Source organism: Gammaproteobacteria bacterium (assembly GCA_032250735.1).
Lineage (GTDB): Bacteria > Pseudomonadota > Gammaproteobacteria > SZUA-152 > SZUA-152 > SZUA-152.
Genome location: JAVVEP010000033.1, coordinates 15,701 through 31,835, shown reverse-complemented (window position 1 = coordinate 31,835; position 16,135 = coordinate 15,701). Strand labels below are relative to the sequence as shown.

Annotated in this window: 14 protein-coding genes; 8 read left to right on the top strand and 6 right to left on the bottom strand. The window is 58.9% G+C overall.

Going from position 1 to position 16,135, the window contains the following annotated elements; translation table 11 throughout:
- Window positions 1-146: 146 nt before the first annotated feature.
- Window positions 147-1,124: a glycosyltransferase family 2 protein gene (locus RRB22_14025; protein MDT8385521.1), complete on the top strand. Its 978-nt coding sequence runs from the start codon at window positions 147-149 to the stop codon at window positions 1,122-1,124.
- 99 nt (window positions 1,125-1,223) lie between these two features.
- Here RRB22_14025 and RRB22_14020 read toward each other — a convergent pair whose 3' ends face one another.
- The gene (locus RRB22_14020) at window positions 1,224-1,445 is read right to left on the bottom strand and encodes a hypothetical protein (protein ID MDT8385520.1); all 222 of its coding nucleotides are present in this window, start codon (window positions 1,443-1,445) and stop codon (window positions 1,224-1,226) included.
- Between the two features lie 113 nt (window positions 1,446-1,558).
- Entirely contained in the window at window positions 1,559-1,795 is a 237-nt protein-coding gene (locus RRB22_14015) for a hypothetical protein (GenBank protein MDT8385519.1), read from the bottom strand.
- A 206-nt stretch (window positions 1,796-2,001) separates the two neighbouring features.
- Between RRB22_14015 and RRB22_14010 the strand changes: the two genes are divergently transcribed.
- From RRB22_14010 to RRB22_13985, 6 genes are all read left to right on the top strand, one after another.
- Window positions 2,002-2,838 carry a LysR family transcriptional regulator gene (locus RRB22_14010; GenBank protein ID MDT8385518.1) on the top strand — a complete coding sequence of 279 codons (837 nt, stop codon included), beginning with the start codon at window positions 2,002-2,004 and terminating at the stop codon, window positions 2,836-2,838.
- A gap of 253 nt (window positions 2,839-3,091) precedes the next feature.
- Window positions 3,092-4,459: a magnesium transporter gene (gene mgtE / locus RRB22_14005; protein MDT8385517.1), complete on the top strand. Its 1,368-nt coding sequence runs from the start codon at window positions 3,092-3,094 to the stop codon at window positions 4,457-4,459.
- 220 nt (window positions 4,460-4,679) lie between these two features.
- Window positions 4,680-5,585, top strand: a complete 906-nt coding sequence (gene rimK, locus RRB22_14000) for a 30S ribosomal protein S6--L-glutamate ligase (protein ID MDT8385516.1) — start codon at window positions 4,680-4,682, stop codon at window positions 5,583-5,585.
- Between the two features lie 5 nt (window positions 5,586-5,590).
- Window positions 5,591-6,643 (top strand): succinylglutamate desuccinylase/aspartoacylase family protein, encoded by a 1,053-nt coding sequence (locus RRB22_13995; GenBank protein ID MDT8385515.1) that lies wholly within the window; start codon window positions 5,591-5,593, stop codon window positions 6,641-6,643.
- An 81-nt stretch (window positions 6,644-6,724) separates the two neighbouring features.
- Window positions 6,725-9,007 (top strand): phosphoenolpyruvate--protein phosphotransferase, encoded by a 2,283-nt coding sequence (ptsP, locus tag RRB22_13990; protein ID MDT8385514.1) that lies wholly within the window; start codon window positions 6,725-6,727, stop codon window positions 9,005-9,007.
- Window positions 9,008-9,110: 103 nt separating this feature from the next.
- On the top strand, window positions 9,111-10,172 hold the full coding sequence (locus tag RRB22_13985; GenBank protein MDT8385513.1) for a peptidase M42: 1,062 nt from the start codon (window positions 9,111-9,113) through the stop codon (window positions 10,170-10,172).
- 23 nt (window positions 10,173-10,195) lie between these two features.
- Here the strand turns inward: RRB22_13985 and RRB22_13980 are convergent, their stop codons facing one another.
- Window positions 10,196-11,890, bottom strand: coding sequence for a tetratricopeptide repeat protein (locus RRB22_13980; protein ID MDT8385512.1), 1,695 nt, complete (start codon window positions 11,888-11,890; stop codon window positions 10,196-10,198).
- Between the two features lie 210 nt (window positions 11,891-12,100).
- Between RRB22_13980 and RRB22_13975 the strand changes: the two genes are divergently transcribed.
- On the top strand, window positions 12,101-12,826 hold the full coding sequence (locus tag RRB22_13975; protein MDT8385511.1) for a tetratricopeptide repeat protein: 726 nt from the start codon (window positions 12,101-12,103) through the stop codon (window positions 12,824-12,826).
- Between the two features lie 194 nt (window positions 12,827-13,020).
- Here RRB22_13975 and purH read toward each other — a convergent pair whose 3' ends face one another.
- From purH to dusB, 3 genes are all read right to left on the bottom strand, one after another.
- Window positions 13,021-14,598, bottom strand: coding sequence for a bifunctional phosphoribosylaminoimidazolecarboxamide formyltransferase/IMP cyclohydrolase (gene purH / locus RRB22_13970; GenBank protein ID MDT8385510.1), 1,578 nt, complete (start codon window positions 14,596-14,598; stop codon window positions 13,021-13,023).
- A gap of 213 nt (window positions 14,599-14,811) precedes the next feature.
- Entirely contained in the window at window positions 14,812-15,108 is a 297-nt protein-coding gene (gene fis / locus RRB22_13965; protein MDT8385509.1) for a DNA-binding transcriptional regulator Fis, read from the bottom strand.
- Entirely contained in the window at window positions 15,105-16,091 is a 987-nt protein-coding gene (gene dusB, locus RRB22_13960) for a tRNA dihydrouridine synthase DusB (protein MDT8385508.1), read from the bottom strand. The genes fis and dusB overlap by 4 nt, the downstream gene beginning before the upstream one ends.
- Window positions 16,092-16,135: the final 44 nt, after the last annotated feature.

Sequence of the window (16,135 nt, the reverse complement as noted above, 5' to 3'; positions counted from 1 at the left end):
GCATGGATGCAGGAGGTAGAGTAACGCAGGAGCAGTTACCGAGGGATGCTGCTGTAGAGCGTACAGGGATGTATTCCCAGCGTGTCTTGATTGAAGGGTATCCTTTTCATGTGACTCAATAGCAAGTCATAAGCGGACAGAAACAGATGAGTGAGCATCAACAGGCAGTGCAGGAACGGGGTGAACAGAGGCTGGCGGTGGTGGTGCCGGTTTTTAATGAGGAGGCGGTGCTGGCGGAGTTTCATCAGCGACTGGCAGGGGTGCTGGATGGGCTGGAGATGAAAAGTGAAATCATCTACGTCAATGATGGCAGTGTCGATGGAAGCCTGATCGAATTGCAGCGGCTGATGGCGACCGATGCCCGCATTGCCCTTGTCGATCTCAGTCGGAATTTCGGCAAGGAAATCGCCATGACCGCGGGCCTAGATCATGCGCAGGGTGATGCGGTGGTGGTGATCGATGCCGACCTGCAGGATCCGCCAGAGCTGATCCCGCAGCTGATCGAGCACTGGCAGGCCGGTTATGATGTGGTGTATGCCCAGCGCACTTCCCGACGCGGAGAGTCGGCCTTCAAAAAAACCACCGCGCATCTGTTTTATCGGCTGATGCAGAAGCTGAGCCGGGTGCATATCCCGCGGGATACGGGAGACTTCCGGCTGTTAAGCCGCAGGGCTGTGGCTGCCCTGTCCGGCTTGCGTGAGCAGCACCGTTTTATGAAAGGCCTGTTTGCCTGGATCGGTTATCCGCAGAAGGCGGTGCCCTATCAGCGGGATGCACGTTATGGGGGAGGTGCTACTAAATGGAGTTATGTCGGTTTGTGGAATTTTGCGATCGAGGGTATCACCTCGTTTAGCACCATCCCGCTGAAAGTGGCCACCTATCTGGGCACCTTGACCGCACTGGGCGCCTTTTTGTTCGGCATGTTTATGGTGGTGAAGACGGTTTTTTACGGCAATCCGGTGCCCGGCTATCCTTCCCTGTTGGTGGTTGTGTTATTCCTTGGCGGTATTCAGCTGATGGCGCTGGGGGTGATCGGAGAATACCTGGGGCGCATGTTTGATGAGACCAAGGGACGCCCCCTGTATTTGCTGAAGGACTATCGGCCGTCGACCGCAGATAAGTGATGTGGTGGCTGCTGGACGGCAGCAGTAACTGTCGATAGCCGGATGGCCTATCAATGGCACTCTCAACAACGTTCCAAGAGTGCCATTGCCGGATGACAGCTAATAGTCGAAGTCGCCGCCTATCAGTTTCTTCAGGCGTAAATCTTCCTGCAGTCTTTCGTAAACCCGCTTGGCCTTACTGCCGGTTTTGCGCTTTGATCGGTCCGACTTGTTCGAGGTATCCGAGTCATAGTGGTCATCACTACCCAGATCATCCCAGTCGTCAGAATCATTAAGACTATTCTTGGGCAAGTGATCTTTAGTAGCACTGGGTTTTGACATTTTCATCTCCTAACGCCACGCTTTTCAGACGTGGTTACAATTTACCGATTTCTATCTATACATCTCTATCTATACATCTCTATCTATACATCTCTATCTATACAACGTGTTGCCTAGCGAGCGGATTCAGGCGCCTCGTCTGCATTCTTTTGCAGCTCGATTTCCGCCAGACACTGTGCGACATATTCCTGAACGTCTTTTGGATTTTCCATTCCGGCCTGTTTGGCTTCCAGCTCACAGAACTGCTGGCTCGTCATCTCGGCCTCGCCCTCTGCGAATGCCGTGCCCGCAGACGCAAAAATAATCAGCAACATGAGGGCGGTCAAAAACGTATTCCTGTATAGGGTCATGCTCGATTTTCCTTTTGAGAAACAATGGTGTAAACGGCCAGGTCCACGCCTGATTAGGGGGAGCCGTGGCGTGCTTTTTACCGGATAATATCCGTACCGGTAAAGAGAAATATTTTCATCGTCACAATCGAATTGTTCGATCAATATATCTATACTGCACGGGCGCTTTTAACTTTCCCCGCGGACCTTCAGGAACCCAAAATCCAGTGGATACCGATCAGCTAAAGACCTTTCTGGAAGTGAGTCGGACGCATCACTTTGGGCGTGCCGCCCAGAACCTTTTTCTCAGTCAGTCGGCGGTCAGCGCCCGCATCAAGGGACTGGAGGACCAGATCGGTACGCCGCTGTTTGTGCGTAATCGCAATGACATCCAGCTCACCCCTGCCGGCCACCGGCTGTTGAGTTATTCCGAGAGCATCCTGGCCGCCTGGAATCGCGCCAAACACAATGTCGCCATTCAGGATGATATGGAGAATCTGCTGGCGGTTGCCGGTATGCCAAGCCTGTGGGATATCACCCTGCAGCAGTGGTTGCAGGCGATGCACCAACAACGGCCTGGCGTGGTAATTCATGCCGAAGTGCATGATGCCGAAGCCATCCTGAGCCGGCTCATGGAGGGCACGCTGGATCTGGGTTTTGTCTTCGAGGCGCCGCAGATGGCGAAGATCGAAACCCGGCAGATCGCGACCATCCCGTTGATCATGGTCAGTTCACATGCGGGTATTACCTGTGAAGAGGCCTTTCGCCGGGAGTATGTCCTGGTGGACTGGGGGCACACCTTTTCTATCTATCATGCCCGGCACTTTCCCGATATTGCCCCACCGCGCATCCGCCTGCCCTTGGGTCGGATTGCGCTGGAGTATCTGTTGGCCTGTGGCGGTTCCGCCTATCTGGCCGAGCCGATGGTCAGCAATGCACTCGCCGCCGGCACGCTGTTTCGAGTGGATGACGCACCGGTCATTGAGCGCTCGGCCTATGCGCTGTACGCCAGGAACGCGGAGCAGGCCGAACTGATCGAGCAGTCCCTGGCGTTGATCGTTTAGTACTCTTTACGCGATCAGCGGGAGCGTCTCGGCAAACCTCGGTTTGAAGCCGGTGCCAGGTTTCGTCCGCGCACGCGACATGCAATGCATCTTCCAAATATTGATGCCTGTCAGAGCGCCTATATTCCGTAGAATATAACTATAAAAAAACCGCGCCCAGCCGACATTGTTGGTGGCGTGGGAAGCGGCGCATACTGCGAACGCGGCTTGGATCGTTCATACACTTTTTCGTCACCAGGAAATACACGCTCAGATGACACCGGTTAGCCCCAGCCCCGACGAACTGACGGATACCTCTCCGCTGGATTATGTCATCGGTCAATTAAAGGCCGGAGACGATGCGGCGGTCGGCGCCTATCTCGTGCGCCTGCATGGGGCCGAAATATCGAGTCTCCTGGAGTCACTGCCGCCGGAGCTGCGCCAGCGGCTCTGGGCACTGCTGCCGCTGGAAATCCGTGGCGAGATCCTTACCTATCTCGGCGATGAGGTGCGCGGCAGCATCATCGGGGAGATGCGACATGCCGAGGTGGTCGCGGCCACCGAAAGCATGAATGTGGAAGACCTTGCCGAGGTCATGGAGGAGCTGCCGGAGCGGGTCAGTGAGGCGGTTCTGGAGTCGCTGGACAAGGACCGGCGTCAGCGCCTGGAGGCCGCGCTGTCGTTTGCAGACGGCACCGCAGGGCGGCTGATGAGCGCCGATGTCATCAGCGTGCGCACCGACGTGACGCTTGCCGTGGTGCTGCGTTACCTCCGCCGCCTGAAGCCGCTGCCGCAGCATACCGATGCACTGATGGTGACCGATGACTACGGCACCTACCTGGGCAAATTGACGCTGACCGATACGGTGAGCGAATCCCCCGATGCCCTGGTGGCGGATGTCATGTTGCCGTCTGCCGACTGGGTGCGGGCCGGTGCCAGCAAGCATGATGTCGCGGTTCTGTTCGAACGCCGGGACCTGATCTCCATGGCGGTGGTGGATGAATACGATAAATTACTGGGGCGCATCACCGTCGGTAACGTGGTGGATATCATCGTCGCCAAAGCCGACAAGGCCTTTCTGGCCAGCGCGGGTCTGGTGGAGGATGAGGATCTTTTTGCCGCCGTTATTCCCAGCGCCAAACGCCGGGCCGTCTGGTTGGGCATCAATCTGCTCACGGTGTTTATGGCCGCCTGGGTGATCGGGCGGTTTGAGGCGGTGCTGGAGGAGATCGTCGTGCTGGCCGTATTGATGCCGATCGTGGCGAGCATGGGCGGCATCGCCGGCAGCCAGACCCTGACGCTGACGATTCGGGGCCTGGCCCTCGGACAGGTGAGTAATGCCAACCTGCGCTGGCTGGGCAACAAGGAACTCAACGTCGGGATCCTCAACGGCATGATCTGGGCGGTGGTGGTGGCCGGCGTCACCCTGGCCTGGTTTCAGGACACCGGCATCGCCATTATTATTGCCGCCGCCATGCTGCTTAACCTGGTGGCCGCCGCGCTCTCCGGGGTGATGATTCCGGTGCTGCTGTCGCGCATGGGCATCGACCCGGCGCTGTCCGGTGCCGTGGTGTTGACCACGGTCACCGATGTGGTGGGCTTTCTGAGTTTTCTCGGACTGGCAACGCTATTTCTCTTATGAGTTTTTAGGCCCCTCATACGTTTCTCATAAGCCTTTTGCTCAGTAATCACTCCGACTTTATATATGAACTGACGGATCGATAAAGCCCGGCGCCGCCGGTCTCGGCCGCTCACGTGTTGGCGTTGCTCACAGTGACTCGAGAAATATACGCTTTCGTCTTTCGTCGCTGATAGCGGCGGCCTACAATGCGCACTACAACAAACCGACAGAAGATGTATCAATGAAAATCGCCATTCTATCCCGCAACAAAAAACTCTATTCTACCCGCCGCCTGTTCGAGGCCTGCGAGCAAAGGGGGCATGAGCCGATCGTGCTCGACGTGCTGCGCGTCTATATGGAGGTCGTGCCCAGCAAACCCGAGGTGCATTTCAAGGGTAAAACCCTGAATGCGTTTGATGCGGTCATTCCGCGCATCGGGGCCTCGGTAACGTTTTACGGCAACGCCGTGCTGAGGCAATTTGAGATGATGGGCGCCTTTCCGCTGAATGAGTCGGTGGCCATTGCCCGTTCGCGTGACAAACTGCGTTCCCTGCAGCTGCTGGCCCGTCGAGGTATCGGTCTGCCCAGCACCGGATTTGCCCATGATCCCGACGACATCAAGGATCTGATCAATATGGTCGGCGGCTCACCGCTGGTGATCAAATTGCTGGAAGGCACCCAGGGGATCGGCGTGGTGCTGGCAGAGACGAGAAAGGCGGCAGAAAGTGTCATCGAGGCCTTTATGGGACTGAAGGCCAATATCCTGGTGCAGGAATACATCAAAGAGGCGGGTGGCGCGGATATCCGTTGTCTGGTGATTGGCGACAAGGTCGTCGCCGCGATGAAGCGTCAGGCCCTGCCCGGCGAGTTCCGCTCCAACCTGCATCGCGGCGGCACGGCCTCCCTGATCAAGATTACGCCGACCGAGCGCGCCACGGCGGTCAAGGCCGCCAAGATCATGGGGCTCAATGTTGCCGGTGTGGACCTGCTGCGATCGGAGCGTGGCCCGTTGGTGATGGAGGTGAATTCGTCGCCGGGGCTGGAGGGCATAGAGGCGGCCACCGGTAAGGACATCGCGGGCCTGATTGTCGAGTTTATTGAAAAAAATGCAAAGCCGAATCGAACGCGTACCAAGGGCAAAGGTTAATCCCCATGCCTGCCCGGCCCCTCAGTATTAACGGTATCAATGTCGCCGCGGGTACCCGGGCCACGATCGACCTGCCGGTGGGGCGCCTGTACACCCATACCCCCATGACAATGCCGGTGCATGTGATCCACGGCAAACGCCCGGGCCCGCGCCTGTTCGTCAGCGCGGCCATTCATGGTGACGAGATCAATGGGGTGGAAATCATCCGTCGCCTGTTGCGGCTGCCGACCCTCAAGCGCATGAGCGGCGCCCTGATTGCGGTGCCCATCGTGAACATCCACGGGCTGCTCAACCACTCGCGTTATCTACCGGACCGGCGCGACCTGAATCGCTCGTTTCCGGGTACGGAAAAGGGCTCGCTGGCGGCGCGACTGGCCAACCTCTTCATGCAGGAGATCGTGGCGCAGAGCACGCACGGTATCGACATCCACACGGGGGCGATTCACCGCAGTAATCTGCCGCAGATCCGGGCCAATATGGATGACGCGGAGACAGAGATGCTGGCCAGGGCGTTCGAGGTGCCGGTGATTATCTCCTCCACCCTGCGCGACGGTTCACTCAGAGAGGCCGCCGCAGAGCAGGGCATCCCCATGCTGTTATACGAGGCGGGCGAGGCGCTGCGGTTTGACGAGGTGTCGATCCGTGCCGGCGTGCAGGGGGTACTCAATGTGATGCGCGCCCTGGCGATGTTGCCGGCCTCGCGCAGCAGGCCGAAAAGCCGCAGTGAGTCTGTGGTCGCACGCTCCAGCTCCTGGGTGCGCGCCTCGGAGAGCGGCATCCTGCGGACCATGGTGCCGCTCGGCGGCAGGGTGAAAAGGGACTCCCTGTTGGGCGTGGTCAGCGACCCGTTTGGTGAAATGGAAGAAAAGATCACCACCCCCTTTGGCGGCATCATCATTGGCCGCACCAACCTGCCCCTGGTGAATGAAGGTGACGCGCTGTATCACATTGCACGCTTTGAAGACGTGCATGAGGTTGAGGCCAGGGTGGATGAATTCCAGGAGGAGCATTCGCCGGAGTTCATCCTCTCGCCAAACCCGGAGAGCCCGATTATCTAGCCTGAATTTCCGGCTGCAACCTGTGCAAGCTGTTAATGGAGTGGATCAAGTGTTGGCCTGCCTGAGCGTGTGGTTTGAGTGATGAAAAATACGATGTTTGACGCGCTGAGAAGTATTGTGCAGGACGTAAATGATGCAGCCGGGCTGGAACAGGCCCTGGACATCATTGTTGCGCGCACCAGAAAGCTGATGCAGGTAGATGCGGTCTCCGTCTATTTCCGCGATAACAAGACCGACCAGCTGGTGCTGATGGCGACGGATGGCCTGAATCAGAATGCGATCGGCAAGATACGCTTTACCCTGAATCAGGGACTGGTGGGGCTGGTCATCCAGCAGCTCGAGACCGTCAATATCGAGGACGCGCACAGCCACCCCAATTATCTGTTTGTCACGGAAACCGACGAGATTTCATTCCATGGGTTTTTGGGCGTGCCGATCATTCAGCATCGGCATGCCCTGGGTGTGCTGGTGGTTCGCCAGACCCGGCGGCGGCGTTTCTCCGAAAATGACGAGACCTTCCTGGTGACCCTGGCCGCCCAGCTGGCAGGCGCCATTTCGCACGCGGAAAAAGTGGGTGAGCTCACCCAGCTGCTCGAAGGCGCGGATAAAAAATCATTCACCATAAAAGGCCTGAGTGGCGCGCCGGGCATCGCCATTGGCGAGGCGCTGGTCATCTTCCCGGCGGCGGATCTGGACGCCGTGCCGGACAGCAGCATCGGGCAGGACGAGGTCAAACTTCAAATAGAGGCCTTTTCCGGGGCGCTGGACACGGTGGCGCAAGAGTACAGGGCGCTGGGTCAGCGCATGCAGGGAGTGATCCCCAGCGAAGAGCTGGCCCTGTTTGATGTGTTTGGGCTGATGCTGAAAAGTGATTCGTTAAAAGACGCGGTGATCAGCCGCATCAGGGCCGGACAGTGGGCGCAGGGGGCCTTGCGACAGACGATTGCGGAGCACGCCAAACAGTTTGATGCCATGGAGGATGTCTACCTGCGTGAGCGGGCCGCGGATATCAAGGATATGGGGCGGCGTATCCTGACCCATTTGCAGGCGCAACAGACCGAGGCCCCGCCCGTAACCGGGCCGGTGGTGCTGGTCGGTGAGGAAGTGAGTGTTTCACAATTCAATGAGGTGCCTTTGCAGTATCTTGTCGGCATCATTTCGACAAAGGGCTCGTCGTCATCGCATGTCGCCATCCTGGCCGCGGCCCTGGGCATTCCCGCGGTCATGGGAGTGGATGATTTACCGGTCAGTCGCATCAAGGGCCAGCAGATCATTGTTGACGGCTCTAGCGGCCAGATTTATGTCAAGCCATCCGCCGGTATCCTGGACGAGTTCCAGCGACTGATCGCAGCGGAGCAATTGCTGGATGAAGAGCTGCACGAGCTGATCGACAAGCCCTCTGCAACGCGGGATGGCGCACCGATCTCCCTGCAGGTGAACACCGGCCTGCTGGCGGATATCTCGCCCTCACTGCAGAGTGGTGCGGAGGGCGTCGGCCTGTACCGCACGGAAATCCCGTTTCTCATGCGCGACGGTTTTCCGGGTGAGGATGAACAGACAAAAATCTATCAGCAGGTATTGCGCAGTTTTGCGCCACGCCCGGTCACCTTCCGCACCCTGGATATCGGCGGCGACAAGGCCCTGCCCTATTTCCCGGTGGTTGAGGATAACCCGTTCCTGGGATGGCGCGGGATACGCATCATGCTGGATCATCCGGAAATCTTTCTGACCCAGCTCAGGGCCATACTCAGGGCCAATGTTTACGGCAACAACCTGCGCCTGATGTTGCCGATGATCAGCGATATCGGTGAGGTGGACGAGTCGCTTGAGCTGATCGGAAAGGCGCACGGCGAACTGAAAAAAGAGGGAGTCGATATTCCCTATCCGAGTATTGGCGTGATGATCGAGGTGCCCTCGGTGATCTCGCTGATGGCGGCAATCGCCAGGCGCGTGGATTTCTTTTCGGTAGGCAGTAATGATCTGACCCAGTATCTGCTGGCGGTAGATAGAAATAACAAACGGGTGGCGAAACTCTATACCTGTCTGCACCCGGCGGTGTTGAGTTCCATCCAACAGATAGTAGATGTTTCTCGACGGCTGGATAAACCGCTCAGCGTCTGCGGGGAGATGGCCGGTGATCCGGCCTCGGCCCTGGCGCTGGTCGGCATGGGGGTGAACAATCTGAGTATGAGTGCGGGCAGCCTGTTGCGGGTGAAGTGCACGATCCGCGCGTTTAGCCGACAGCAGGCCAGTGCCCTGGTGGGCGAGGCGCTGGCGATGGAAAGGTTTTCGGATATCCACCAGTTATTTAATAATGCCCTGATTCAGGCAGGCCTGGGTGGGCTGGTGAGAAGCGGAAAATGATGGGGCGACAGGCTGCTGCCAGCGGCCAAAAGCGGTTGCAGTATTTGCAGCATAGTTTGCAGCATAGTTTGCAGCACTGTTTGTAGCAGTGAAGAGAAAGGAAATGCCGGTGTTAAGTATCGAATATATAGATCTATTGAAGGCGATGATACGTCAGCCCAGTGTGGTTGGCGCCGAGCATTCATTCTTTCGGGTGTTGCAGCGTGAGCTGGAAGAGCGCGGTGCGAAGGTCACCTGGTATGACGGACTGCTGGTCGCCCAGGGCAAGAACCCGTTCAGCACCATGTTCTCCGCGCACATCGATCGCCATGGCCTGATCTGCACCGGTCCGGATGAATTCCAGTATGCCGCCTTTATCGCCGCCAACCGCTCTGATCTGTTAAACAATTCTGTCTCCGAGGAATTGATGTCAAAAATTACCGGGCGCTTCCAGTCGGTGCCGGTATTCGCCTACGAGCCCTGGTCGGGTGCCTACCGCGGTAAGGGCATTATCAAGAAATCCTATGTGTGTGAATTCAGAAACAACCTGATCTTCGAGATCGAGGGGCTGGGTAACGTGGTGGCGGGCACCCCGGTGGCGTTTAAGGATAAGCTGAAAATCAATAATGCCCGGCTGGAAGGCCAGCTGGATAATGTACTGACCGCTGCGGCGATTGTGCACCTGTTCAGTCTCGGCTTCGAGGGCACCGCCTTTTTTACCGCCCAGGAAGAGGCCGGCAAGAGCTGGCACTATCTGCTGGAATGGTTTCGCCGGTTTGGCGGTTCGACGAATCGACTGTTCGTGGTGGACACCAGTCCTTTTCCCAACGTCGAGTCGGCAAATCGGCAGCTGCTGGTGTTGCGGGAGAAGGATGCCAATGCCGCCTTTAATAAAGAGGCGACGCTGCTGATTGAAAATCTGTGCCGCAAACACGCGATCAGCTTTGTCTACAAAGATCGATACGTCGAGGCGGATAACGCCCGCCTGATCAGCATCGGCGAGGCGCCCCATTCGCTCGGCAGTACCGAGATGGGCCGCATCATCGCGGCCTCGAAGGGGCTGGTGGATGGCACTACCATACAGATACCGACCAATGGCTATCACACCATGGAAGAGTCGGTATCCTGCGATTCCGTGGATGCCTTTATCCAGTTACTGACGGCCTTGTTCACTGAAAGCCTGTGAACGCCAGGCGCTGCTGGTGACGGCTACTGAGTGGCCTGCAGGCGCTGGCTGATGCTGCGAAAACGCGCGGCCTCCTGCAACTTGCCGAGGCGCTGGTAGAGCAGCATCAGGTTGTAGCTGGCGACAAAATTGTTGGGGTCTGTCTGATAGGCCCGTTGATAAAATTCCAGCGCCTGCTGGGTGTTGTTGCGCGCCAGGGCGTTGTTGCCCAGGCCCACCCAGGCCGATGAGCGCCTGGGGTCGCGGCGCAGAATCTCGCGATAGAGTTCCTCACTCTTGTTGGCATTGCCGCTCTGTCCATAGAGCAGGGCCGCATTCTCCTGGAAGTCGAGCTGGTCGGATAGCTCCGGCGCCAGCTGCATCGCCCGCAGATAAAGGTCGATGGCGTAATCGGTATTATTCTCCCGCGACTGGGCGGCGGCGAGGCCGGCAACGGGCTTAAACGATTCGGGGCTGGTCTTCATCGCCTGGGTGTAAAAGGCGATATCATTCTGCCAGTCATCCGTCTCGACCAGGCTGAGCATGCTGAAGCTCAGCAGCATGATGGGGGTGATGGCCTTGACGGAGGCCGCGCTGATCCTTGGCGCGCTGCGCTCGGCCGGGCTGGCGTTTGCCAGCCCCTGGGTATGGTGGATCAGCCAGGCAATCAGCAGCGCGACACCCACCGAGGGCAGATACAGTACGCGGGTGGCGAATACCGGTTCGGCGAACAGGGCGATGGGTAGTGCGGGTAACAGGAAGAGGATGATCCATGCCACGGCCAGCAGGTACAGTCTGTGGCCATGGCGCATTGCCCGCTGCAGATAGAACAGGCCGCCGCCGATCAGTAGTCCGCCGGTGAGCAGCGCCAGGCTGCCGACCCGGGGCGACGAGTAATAATATTCCAGCGGCCAGGGCAGGAAGAGTAACTGTATGTAGTGGGCGAAGAACTCCAGCAGTAGCGGCCAGTTGTGAAAATCCATGCGTGACCACAGCCCCGACTCGCCGCCATCCAGGGCGTTGCTGCGCAATACAAGGTACAGGGCCAACAACAGCACGTAGGGCAGGTAGCGTAACAGGGCGGCGGGTGTTTTCAGCGCGCTGCGATGAAACAGCGCGTCATAACTGATGAGCAGCAGCGGCAACAGCAGGGCGGTCTCCTTGGAGAGCAGCGCCAGCGCGTAACACAGTGGCGCGCCGATGGCGGCCAGCGGCGCGGCCCCCTGTCGTGAACGGCGGTGCAGCAGAAAGCCGCCGAGTAGAAACAGGGAAACCAGGGGGTCGGTGAGGCCGGCGATCCAGCTCACCGATTCGACGTGTACCGGGTGCACGGCAAAGATGGCGCTGGCCATGCCGGCGGTCATGCGCGATGCCGATGTCCAGAACCCGCTGATCAGCAGGTACACCAGGATGGTGTTGATGCCGTGCAGCACCAGGTTGAGGGCGTGATAGGCAAAGGCGTTATCGCCCCATAACCGGTGGCCTATATTGAGGGTGAGCAGGAACAGGGGGCGATACAGACTGTGGTCGTTGAGGCCGCTCTCGCCGGCCAGGTCGGTATTGGCCCACACCCCGGCGGTGAAATAGTCGGGGATATACTGGCTGTCGGTGATCCGGCTGTTTTCCTTGATGACCGGCCAGTCATCCATGACATAATCGCCCGTCAGCCCGCGGCCGAACACCAGCAGGCAGAGCAGGAATAACCAGGCGGGCAGCGATTTGTTAGCGAGTGTGCGCATGGGGAGTAGAGGTCGCGTCGAGGGTGATAGTGAAAACCATAATGGAAACCATAATGGAAACCAGAGTGCCGGTCATTATGCCCAAAAAAGGGGGCGCGTGTTAGCCCGCGCACCCTGTCTCCGTCACCGCGTTGTGGTTTTGTGGTTTCGTCCGCTTTGCGTAAAATGGGATGCCGCCACACGGCGGCATCGTTTGAATGAAGGTTATCTATGAAATATCTGTCAGTGCCGGTGTGGTTGGGTTTTTGGGTGGCAACGTTGGCCTCACAGGCCGTGGCCGGATTTGATGAGGCGGTCACCGCCGCCAATGATGGCAACTTTGCGCTGGCCTATGGTGAATTTTCCGCCCTGGCCGAGCAGGGGGATGCGCGCGCCCAGCAGGCCCTGGCCTGGATGTATTACGAAGGACAGGGACGGCCGCGCGATTATGGGCAGGCGGTGTACTGGTATCAAAAGGCGGCCGAGCAGGGCAATGTTACGGCGCAGATCAACCTGGCCCAGATGTATGCCTACGGCCAGGGGGTGGTGCAGGACTTTGCCCAGGCGGCGCACTGGTGGGAGCGGCTGGCCGAGCAGGGCGACAGCCGGGCGCAGTCGGCCCTGGCCGGGCTGTACTATCAGGGTGTGGGCGTGGTGCAGGATATCGCCAGGGCACTGGCCTTGTGGGGCGAGGCCGCCCGGCAGGGCATTATCGATGCGCAGCGTAATCTGGGCCTGTTGTACGGCAAGGGTCAGGGTGTGCCGCAGGATGATGTGCAGGCCTATGCCTGGCTGAGTGCCGCCGCGCTACAGGATGACGGCACGGCAGCGCAGAGCCGCGATTACGCCCTGTCGCAATTGACGGCCGAACAGCGCAACGCCGCCGAGGCCCTGGCAAAAGAGTATGCGGAAAAATACGTCGAGCCGTTCCGGGAAAAGAATGCCAGGCCGCATTGATTGATGCGCTAATTTTTGGTCCGGACACTTGGTGCAATGTTTGTCGCAGCGGGTATCGCTTGCATCGCCGATCCGGCATTCATCTCTTCACTCAACGAGTGATCCATCCTTTCTAACAAGGCGAAACGCCCCATGCCCATCCCCGCCCGTGATCAACAGATTCGCATGGCCCACACCAGCCTGATTCATCGTCTTTAATGCCGGAAGTGACGCATGCCGGTAAACACCATGGCGATGCCGTGTTCGTCGGCGGCGGCAATCACCTCGTCGTCGCGCATGGAGCCGCCGGGCTGGATTACCGCGCTGATGCCGACCTCGGCGGCGCTGTCCAGGCCGTCGCGGAAGGGGAAGAAGGCGTCGCTGGCCATCACCGACCCCTGCACCACCAGCCCCGCATCGGCTGCCTTGATGGCGGCGATGCGCGCGCTGTACACGCGGCTCATCTGGCCGGCGCCGACGCCGATGGTCATGCCGTCCTTGCCGTAGACGATGGCGTTGGACTTGACGAACTTGGCGACCTGCCAGGTGAACAGCAGGTCCCGCATCTCCTGTTCGCTGGGCGCGCGCTGAGTGACTACTTTTAGTTGGTCCTGGCTGACCATGCCCAGGTCGCGGTCCTGCACCAGCAGGCCGCCGGTGACGCGTTTGTAGTCTAAACCAGAGCTGCGCTGACGATCCCACTGGCCGCACTCCAGCACCCGCACGTTGACCTTCTCCGCCAGTACCGGCTTGGCGTCATGGTTGATGCTGGGGGCGATGATCACCTCCACAAACTGACGCTCGATGATGGTCCTGGCCGTCTCGGCGTCCAGTGGCCGGTTGAAGGCGATGATGCCGCCAAAGGCCGAGGTGGGGTCGGTGCGGTAGGCCTGCTCGTAGGCCTGCAGCAGGCTGTCAGCAATCGCCACGCCGCAGGGATTGGCGTGCTTGACGATCACGCAGGCGGTCTGTTCGAACTGCTTGACGCACTCCAGCGCGGCATCGGTATCCGCGATGTTGTTGAAGGACAGCTCCTTGCCCTGCAGCTGCACGGCGGTGGAGACGGAGGCCTCGGCCGTTTTTGTTGCGGAAGGGGTTTCGACATAGAAGGCGGCCTTCTGATGCGGATTTTCGCCATAGCGCAGTGCCTGTGCCTTGCGGAACTGGCGATTGTGGGTGTGGGGAAAGTCGTCCTTGCTGCCGTCCAGCCGGGTCGCGCCGAGATAGTTGGCGATGGCCCCGTCGTAGGCGGCGGTGTGTTCGAAGGTCTTGGTGGCGAGGGCAAAGCGGGTGGTCGCATCGACGACGCCATGGTTGTTTTTCATTTCGTCGATGACGCGCGGGTAGTCACCGGCGTCGACCACCACGGTCACGGCGTTATGATTCTTCGCCGCCGCGCGCAACATGGTGGGGCCGCCGATGTCAATGTTTTCGATGGCCGTGGGCAGGTCGCAATCGGGCCGGGCCACGGTCTGCTCGAAGGGATAGAGGTTCACCACCACGAGGTCGATGGCGGCGATGCCGTGCTCGGCCATCACCGTATCGTCGATCCCGCGTCGACCCAGCAGGCCGCCGTGAATTTTGGGATGCAGGGTCTTGAGCCGCCCGTCCATCATCTCCGGAAAGCCTGTGTAATCCGAGACCTCGATGACGTCCACGTCATTGTCGGCCAGCAGGCTGGCGGTGCCGCCGGTGCTGAGGATTTCCACACCGAGTGCACGTAACTCGCGGGCAAATTCTACGATGCCGGTTTTGTCGGAGACGCTGATGAGGGCACGTTTGATAGCTGTCATGTTTGAACCTGTGTTTTCTTGTCGATGTTTCGAAAAATCTGGAAATTAATGATCCAGTATTTTGTAGGGTGGGCACCGCTCACCGTCATGTTTCGCTCAACGTCGTCGCCAAAGTATAAATGGTGGGCAGTGCCCACCCTACGGTGGTTGCAAAAAACCGTTGCTAAAAACAAAGGGGCCGCAAGGGCCCCCATGACCTTATGTTGCCAAGGTCTAGTTAAGGTCGTATTGCTTGAGTTTTTTGCGCAGGGTGCCGCGGTTGAGCCCCAGCACCATCGCCGCTTTGCTCTGGTTACCGCGGGTGTAATGCAGCACGCTTTCCAGCAGGGGTTGTTCGATCTCCTGCAGCACCATCTGGTACAGGTCGGCGGGCGGATGCCCGTCGAGGTCGTTGAAATAACCCTCTAGCATGGATTTGATGTGGCCACTTAACGGGACATTCTGCTCCTCTTCCCGGTGGTCGCCGATTGCCCCTACGGCGGAGTCGATGCTTTGAAAATGAATAGTCATGCGGCTAGTTCCTCCCGAACCAACAGGTCCTCAAAAAAGTCTTTGGTGATTTGTAATTGTTGTTCTACGGTCTCAACCCGATTGACCGCCTGGCGAAATGCCCCGCCGTGCCGTTGCCCCTTGCTGTACCAGGAGATATGTTTGCGCGCCATACGCACCCCTGTGTGCTCCCCATAAAACGCATACAGGTTTTGCAGATGTTCGAGCAGGATATCGCGTACCTCGGTCAGCGAGGGTTCCGGCAGTTTTTCCCCTGTTTGCAGGTAGTGATCGATCTCACGGAAGATCCAGGGACGCCCCTGGGCCGCGCGGCCGATCATCACTGCATCTGCCCCGGTGTAGTCTAACACCCGTCTTGCCTTTTCCGGCGTGTCGATGTCGCCATTGGCGACCACCGGAATGTTGATCGCCGCCTTGATGGCGGCGATGGTCTCGTACTCGGCCTCGCCCTTGTAGGCACAGGCGCGAGTCCGCCCGTGCACGGCCAGGGACTGGATGCCGGCACTCTCGGCGATGCGGGCAATCGCCACACCGTTGCGATTGCTGGTATCCCAGCCGGTACGAATTTTGAGGGTGACGGGAATGTCCACCGCGCCGACCACGGCGTCGAGGATTCTGGCCACCAGTGTTTCATCTTGCAGCAGCGCCGAACCGGCCGCCACATTACAGACCTTCTTCGCCGGGCAGCCCATGTTGATGTCGATTAGCTGGGCGCCGTTGTCGGCGTTATAGCGGGCCGCCTCGGCCATCATCTGCGGGTCGGCGCCCATGATCTGTACCGAACGCGGATCGGATTCGCCGTCATGATTGGCGCGGCGTTTGGTCTTCTCCGAGCCCCACAACAGGGAATTGGAGGCCACCATCTCGGACACGGCCATGCCCGCGCCCAGTTTTTTGCACAGTTGCCGAAAGGGGCGATCGGTGACGCCCGCCATGGGCGCGAGGATGAGCTGGTTACTGAGTGTATAGGGACCGATCTGCATGATTGTGTGACGTTTGTTAACACCCTGAGATGATCGACAAAACG

Coding starts and splice junctions, on each gene's coding strand:
- RRB22_13980 (MDT8385512.1), bottom strand. CDS start 11,890: ATGCGCACACTCGCTAACAAATCGCTGCCCGCCTGGTTATTCCTGCTC.
- ptsP (MDT8385514.1), top strand. CDS start 6,725: ATGAAAAATACGATGTTTGACGCGCTGAGAAGTATTGTGCAGGACGTA.
- RRB22_13985 (MDT8385513.1), top strand. CDS start 9,111: ATGCCGGTGTTAAGTATCGAATATATAGATCTATTGAAGGCGATGATA.
- fis (MDT8385509.1), bottom strand. CDS start 15,108: ATGACTATTCATTTTCAAAGCATCGACTCCGCCGTAGGGGCAATCGGC.
- RRB22_14020 (MDT8385520.1), bottom strand. CDS start 1,445: ATGTCAAAACCCAGTGCTACTAAAGATCACTTGCCCAAGAATAGTCTT.
- purH (MDT8385510.1), bottom strand. CDS start 14,598: ATGACAGCTATCAAACGTGCCCTCATCAGCGTCTCCGACAAAACCGGC.
- dusB (MDT8385508.1), bottom strand. CDS start 16,091: ATGCAGATCGGTCCCTATACACTCAGTAACCAGCTCATCCTCGCGCCC.
- rimK (MDT8385516.1), top strand. CDS start 4,680: ATGAAAATCGCCATTCTATCCCGCAACAAAAAACTCTATTCTACCCGC.
- RRB22_14015 (MDT8385519.1), bottom strand. CDS start 1,795: ATGACCCTATACAGGAATACGTTTTTGACCGCCCTCATGTTGCTGATT.
- mgtE (MDT8385517.1), top strand. CDS start 3,092: ATGACACCGGTTAGCCCCAGCCCCGACGAACTGACGGATACCTCTCCG.
- RRB22_13995 (MDT8385515.1), top strand. CDS start 5,591: ATGCCTGCCCGGCCCCTCAGTATTAACGGTATCAATGTCGCCGCGGGT.
- RRB22_13975 (MDT8385511.1), top strand. CDS start 12,101: ATGAAATATCTGTCAGTGCCGGTGTGGTTGGGTTTTTGGGTGGCAACG.
- RRB22_14025 (MDT8385521.1), top strand. CDS start 147: ATGAGTGAGCATCAACAGGCAGTGCAGGAACGGGGTGAACAGAGGCTG.